Origin of the sequence: Shewanella sp. 11B5 (genome assembly GCF_002836795.1) — a bacterium.
GTDB lineage: Bacteria > Pseudomonadota > Gammaproteobacteria > Enterobacterales > Shewanellaceae > Shewanella > Shewanella frigidimarina.
This window is the reverse complement of sequence record NZ_PJAP01000513.1, coordinates 1-5,766: the sequence shown is the minus strand read 5'-3', so window position 1 is coordinate 5,766 and position 5,766 is coordinate 1. Positions and strand designations below refer to the sequence as shown.

At 41.2% G+C, this 5,766-nt stretch carries 5 protein-coding genes; 3 read left to right on the top strand and 2 right to left on the bottom strand.

The annotated features are described in order from the left end of the window. Nucleotides 1–983 (top strand): methyl-accepting chemotaxis protein (locus tag CXF78_RS21445; RefSeq protein ID WP_180957130.1); only part of this gene is annotated, 983 nt, incomplete at its 5' end. A gap of 185 nt (nucleotides 984–1,168) precedes the next feature. On the opposite strand, the gene CXF78_RS12085 is transcribed toward CXF78_RS21445, so the two are convergent. Beyond that, nucleotides 1,169–1,828, bottom strand: coding sequence for a hypothetical protein (locus CXF78_RS12085; RefSeq protein ID WP_145991429.1), 660 nt, complete (start codon nucleotides 1,826–1,828; stop codon nucleotides 1,169–1,171). A gap of 458 nt (nucleotides 1,829–2,286) precedes the next feature. Between CXF78_RS12085 and CXF78_RS12080 the strand changes: the two genes are divergently transcribed. Together CXF78_RS12080 and dbpA are read left to right on the top strand one after the other, a co-directional pair. Next, nucleotides 2,287–3,153 carry a pirin family protein gene (locus CXF78_RS12080; protein ID WP_102036930.1) on the top strand — a complete coding sequence of 289 codons (867 nt, stop codon included), beginning with the start codon at nucleotides 2,287–2,289 and terminating at the stop codon, nucleotides 3,151–3,153. Between the two features lie 325 nt (nucleotides 3,154–3,478). Further along, nucleotides 3,479–4,882, top strand: a complete 1,404-nt coding sequence (gene dbpA, locus CXF78_RS12075) for an ATP-dependent RNA helicase DbpA (protein ID WP_059745546.1) — start codon at nucleotides 3,479–3,481, stop codon at nucleotides 4,880–4,882. Between the two features lie 114 nt (nucleotides 4,883–4,996). Here the strand turns inward: dbpA and CXF78_RS12070 are convergent. After that, nucleotides 4,997–5,766, bottom strand: a 770-nt coding sequence (locus CXF78_RS12070; protein WP_257984897.1) for a helicase-related protein, incomplete at its 5' end; no start/stop codon positions are given.

Sequence of the window (5,766 nt, the reverse complement as noted above, 5' to 3'; positions counted from 1 at the left end):
TTAAACAGCGTTTTAGTAACATGCTGATGTTAAGTGAAAAAATACATGATAATCCACTAAATCAATTTGTTTACACCGGTTATACCGATGAGCTTTCTCACATCGAATTAAGTTTACGGATGCAAAAAGCTGAAACGCTGGCTGTGGTTGGACGTATAAAAGACAGTGGTGAGGAATTACAGCAAGGTTTAGAAGAGCATCAACAACAAAATCAGGCCAATCAAAATCAGTTGGTAACCCAGTCACAAAACCTTGAACAAGTTGTCACTGCCATCGGCCAAATGAGCTCGTCTGTTACTGATATAGCTAAAAACACGACAAATTCAACCACAGAAATTCATCACTTAGTTGAACAAATAGAGTCAACTAAGGTGGCATTAGCCAACAGTCAAATTGCGACTACGGAAATTAATCACTTATTGGAAAAATCCCGTATTGCTATTTCTTCGCTGAATAAGCAATGTCAAAATGTAAACCAAGTTGTTGAGGTGATCGAGAGTATTGCACAGCAAACTAACTTGCTTTCGCTCAATGCCGCCATTGAAGCCGCTAGGGCTGGAGAGGCTGGTAGAGGGTTTGCGGTGGTCGCGGATGAAGTGCGTAACTTGGCAAGTCGCTCGGCAACTTCTGCTCATGAAATACACGCTATTATAAATTCACTTAGCCGCACAACTGCAGAAGCCGTTGCACAAATGGAACAAAGCCATGTGTTAACAGATAAGAGTATAGATTCTGGCAAAATGCTCGAGAAAAGCCTGATTTCGGTTAGTGAAGTGATGAGTATTATCGAAAGTAATGGCGAACAGATTTCCGTAGCGGCAGAAGAGCAAGCCGCTGTTGTTAATCAAATTTATAGCAATGCGATGATATTACAAAATGGCATAAATCAATTCGAACAAAATTGCCAAAATGCAGCAATGCATAGTCAAGAAATTAGTGGTCAGGGTATACGTCAAACAGAGTTGGTAAATCAATTTAATTAACCTTTTCGAATCTCCATAGCAGTAAAAGTGAATCATTCATTATGGTTCTAACAAAGGTAATGTTGCTCATTTGTACTGTAGCCATTCAAAATAGTGTCGTGATGAGGAAATACAAATCTTCAAGCGTGCCATCATTAACATAATGAGTCACACAAGAAGTATTATTATCTATTGAGTTAGCGCTGTTATTTTATGCGATTAACTCTATTGTAAATTGCTTCTGTTAATTGTTTTTTTACTTGGTCCTCACCACAAAATTCTGCAAATCCGAGTCCCCATCCATGTGGATTCACTTGAGTTGGCAATTCAACCACTCGGTAACAATAATCACCCTGTTTTACGATTCTGTTAGGGTCCAACCTATGGTTAAAGGTATGTGGTTGGTTGATATCAATTTCTGGTGTTAGTTCTATAAAATCAAGGTTAGGGTCCATTTCACTCATGGTGCCTGTTGGCTGATTTTGGAATGCAGTTTGAGAACCTATGAGAGTGTCTAATGCTGCAATATTATTTTGTTGTATAAAATGGCTAGTGGCTTGTTGTATTGACGCTAATGAAGGTGCGGATTTGTTTACGTTAGTGGTCGTGTCTGGTTTTATTTGATTAGGCAATGCATTAGGAATTTTTGCTCTCGCAGTCGATTGTATGTTGTTGCGCTTATTGCTTGATGGCATCACTTTATCGAGGGTGTTGTTGTCTTCATCTAAGGAGATTGGTGTCTCTTTCGTGTATATAGACGTTGATTGGCTAACATCAACATTCGTATCAATAATGGGCGGAAAATTCTTTATGTGTTGGGCACTTTCTAGGTCATTAAGCTTGGGTGGTAAACTTGTTTGGGTCATTGATTGGTATTGCGTTGAAGTTATGAGATAGCTTTTTATTGCGGTTGTCGAAGGTTTAACCACTAAAGCTGACACTCGTTGCGTCGTGTCTTGGTACCAAAACGCAATCAGCACATAAATCAATAATACATGGATGATGAATGCCGTGAGTACAGGCTTAAGCCAATATACTTCTTTAGAGGAGTGTGTTGAAGATCGAGAGTGATGTGGCTCTCAGCCAACCGTTATTACTTCCATTTATATCAATCACTTTATCGCAGTATTATCAGTCCTTTTTTTGATTGTTAACAGAACGTAAAGTTCATAAATTGATGTGGATAAATGTATCTTGCTTGAGAAAAAGGCAAAAACTCTGTTAATTGGTCGATTTTATCGAAAGAAAATCACACTATTATGCAATATTTATTCAGTTAACTGACTGCTATGATTACATCATTATTTTTATCGCCGAGGTTTTTATGAAAGTATTACAGCGTTTTAGCGCCTTACCCGCAATGGACGGTGATGGCGTGAACATCAATCGTGTTGCCGACTTTGATAAGCTTCGTTTTGATCCATATTTAATGATCGATGAGATTAAGTCTGATGACGAACAAGATTTTATTGGTGGTTTTCCGCCGCACCCACATAGAGGTGTAGAAACTTTTACTTATATTCGTAAAGGCGGATTTGAACATCGCGATCAAATGGGCAATGTTAAACCTATTCGTGCGGGTGACGTGCAGTGGATGAGTACTGGCAGTGGCGTGGTGCATTCTGAAATGCCATTAATAGATGCCAAAGAAGGGCTGCATGGGTTTCAAATTTGGATCAATATGCCTGCAAAACACAAAATGCGTCCACCTATTTATCAAGACACCAGCAAACAGGCTAACCTACGTGTAGAAAACGAACACGGCGCAACACTTATTGCCTTGGCGGGGAGTTGGGGTTTTAATCATGAGCCACATAAGATTACCTCAACGATTCAAGGTTTAGCTGGCCATGGTGCGATTGCGGATTTAACGTTAACTGAATATGGTCATGGCACGCTGAATCTTGCCGAACATCAAACCGTTTGCGTTTATGTGTATCAAGGTGAGCTTCACTATATTGATGCTCAAGGTTTGCGAGAAACCGCAAGAGCAGGGCAGTTTTTAGCTTTAGATGCACTTGAAGTCTGTCATTTTCAAACCGAGGCCACTGGCGCTGGATTGTTAATATTAGCAGGCAGGCCGATTAACGAAAAAATTGTTCACATGGGGCCGTTTGTTATGAATACCCAGGCAGAGATCGAACAAGCTGTACGCGATTATCAACAAGGTCACTTTGGCCAAATTGCTTAACGTTAACCTCAAAATAAGCTGAATTATCGATAAATATTTGTCAGCGAACTAGGAATAAAATTGCTACAATAGCTGACATCTGGCTTAGGTTTGTTTTAAGGCCTTTGCTCACACCAATCTTATTTATTATCTGTTCCTTCAGGCAAGATAAATCGTTCGCAAATAGCGGTAAGCATTTTTCATATAACATCATTGTATATGCTAATTTTGTTCCGCTATTTAATGATTATTTTGTAGGTTATTGGCTCATTTATGTAATGGTATTGGTATATATTTTTGCAGCTTTTGCCTGCTTTTTACCTTTCGATATCAGAGGATATTTGCCTTGAGTCAGTCTACAGAACCGGTCGTTAACACGGCTTTTACATCACTTAAATTAAAACCTGAATTGCTTGAAAACCTCCAAACTATGGGTTTTGAATCGATGACTCAGATCCAAGCTGAGAGCTTACCGCCTATTTTGGCCGGTGAAGATGTTATCGGCCAAGCGATGACGGGTTCAGGTAAAACAGCTGCCTTTGGTTTAGGACTGCTCAATAAACTGGATGTAAAACGTTTTCGCATCCAAACCATGGTGCTATGCCCAACGCGTGAGCTAGCCGACCAGGTAGCGAAAGACATTCGTACCTTGGCCCGTGGTATTCATAACGTTAAAGTGCTGACACTGTGTGGTGGCGTACCAATGGGACCGCAAGTTGGTTCATTAGAGCACGGTGCACACATCATTGTCGGTACCCCTGGTCGTATTGTTGATCATTTAGATCGCAACCGTTTAGATTTAAGTAACATGAACATGCTGATTTTAGATGAAGCCGACCGCATGTTAGAAATGGGCTTCCAACAGCATATTGATCAAATCATTGCCGCGGCACCTCGTGAGCGCCAAACATTGTTGTTTAGTGCCACTTTCCCAGATCAAATCCAAGCGATTGCCGATCAAATTCTGTATAAACCGGTAATGGTTAAAGTTGAAGCTAAGCACGATAACCTCACTATCGATCAACATTTTTACCGTATCGAAGATAACCAAGGCCGTCTTGAGGCATTGCGTTTATTGTTATTAGATAAGCAGCCTGGAAGCGCAGTCGTGTTTTGTAATACCAAGCGTGAAACCCAACAAGTGGCTGACTCATTACATGAGTTTGGCTTTAGCGTACTAGCATTACATGGCGATTTAGAGCAGCGCGATCGCGATCAAATGTTATTGCAGTTTGCTAACCGTAGTGCGCGTATTTTAGTTGCTACCGACGTAGCAGCACGTGGTTTGGATATTGATGAGTTAGACGCAGTATTTAACTATCATATTGCTTACGATACTGAAGTGCATATTCACCGTATCGGCCGTACTGGCCGTGCTGGCAGTTCTGGAGCCGCATATACTTTCTTTGGTGAAGAAGACGGTTACAAAATGGCGATGATTGAAGAAGCCATGAACAAAGATGTCGTCAGTGAGCCTTTACCGCCAATGAGTGCGCTAAACAAACAACCGCTTGCTGCTGAAATGATCACCATTCAGATTGAAGCTGGTAAAAAGCAAAAAATCCGTCCAGGTGACATTGTTGGGGCATTAACGGGTGGCAATGGTTTAGATTTTAACGATATTGGTAAAATTAAAGTAACTGATTTTCGCGCTTACTTTGCCGTAAAAAGCAATGTGTCTAAACAAGCGATGAATATCATCAGTAAAGGTAAGTTAAAAGGCCGTAGCTATCGTGCTTGGTTCATGTAACTGAATCTTTTGCTATCTGCAGGGTAGCCATCGATTGATAATCGATTGGTTATGCCTGAATAATAAAAAAGCCGCTGAACAATGTTCACCGGCTTTTTTATGCTCTATCGCTAGTTAGCTTTTAACTTTAGCGTTGGCATAAGGATTACTGCTACTGCTTGAAACTACTGGTGCAGTGCCACTGCGACGTGGTGGACGATTACGCTGTGGTGGTTTATTACCATTCGCTCTAGCTTCTGCTTTAGGATCTACAGGCTTATCGTGACTGCGTGATGGTTGGCGAGAGTCAGGTTTACGCGCTGGTTTATCACCATGAGCGCCATCATTTGCATGCTGTTGAGCATGTTTACTGCGATTCGGGTTTGGCTTTTTAGCGCTATTACCGCCAGATCTGCTACTCGCTTCAGGGATCGTGAATGGTGCTTCAAAACCAGCAAGTTGCTTACGCTCAATAACGCGATTGATTAAACGCTCGATATCATGCAGTAATTTAACTTCTTCAAGACCCACTAATGATACTGCTTGACCTGTTGAACCAGCACGGCCGGTACGGCCAATACGATGCACGTAATCTTCAGGTACGTTAGGTAAGTCAAAGTTAACCACAAATGGCAGTTGATCGATGTCGATACCACGTGCAGCAATATCTGTTGCAACCATGACTTGTACTGCACCGGCTTTAAAATCTGCCAATGCTTTAGTACGTGCTGTTTGGCTTTTATTACCATGAATGGCAGCGGCTTTGATGCCAGCAGCTTCTAGGCTTTTCGCTAAACGGTTAGCACCATGTTTAGTACGAGAAAACACTAACACCTGTTTCCAATCATTGGTTTTAATCAGTTCGATTAGCGCCATTGACTTGCGGGTTTTATCCACTGGGTACA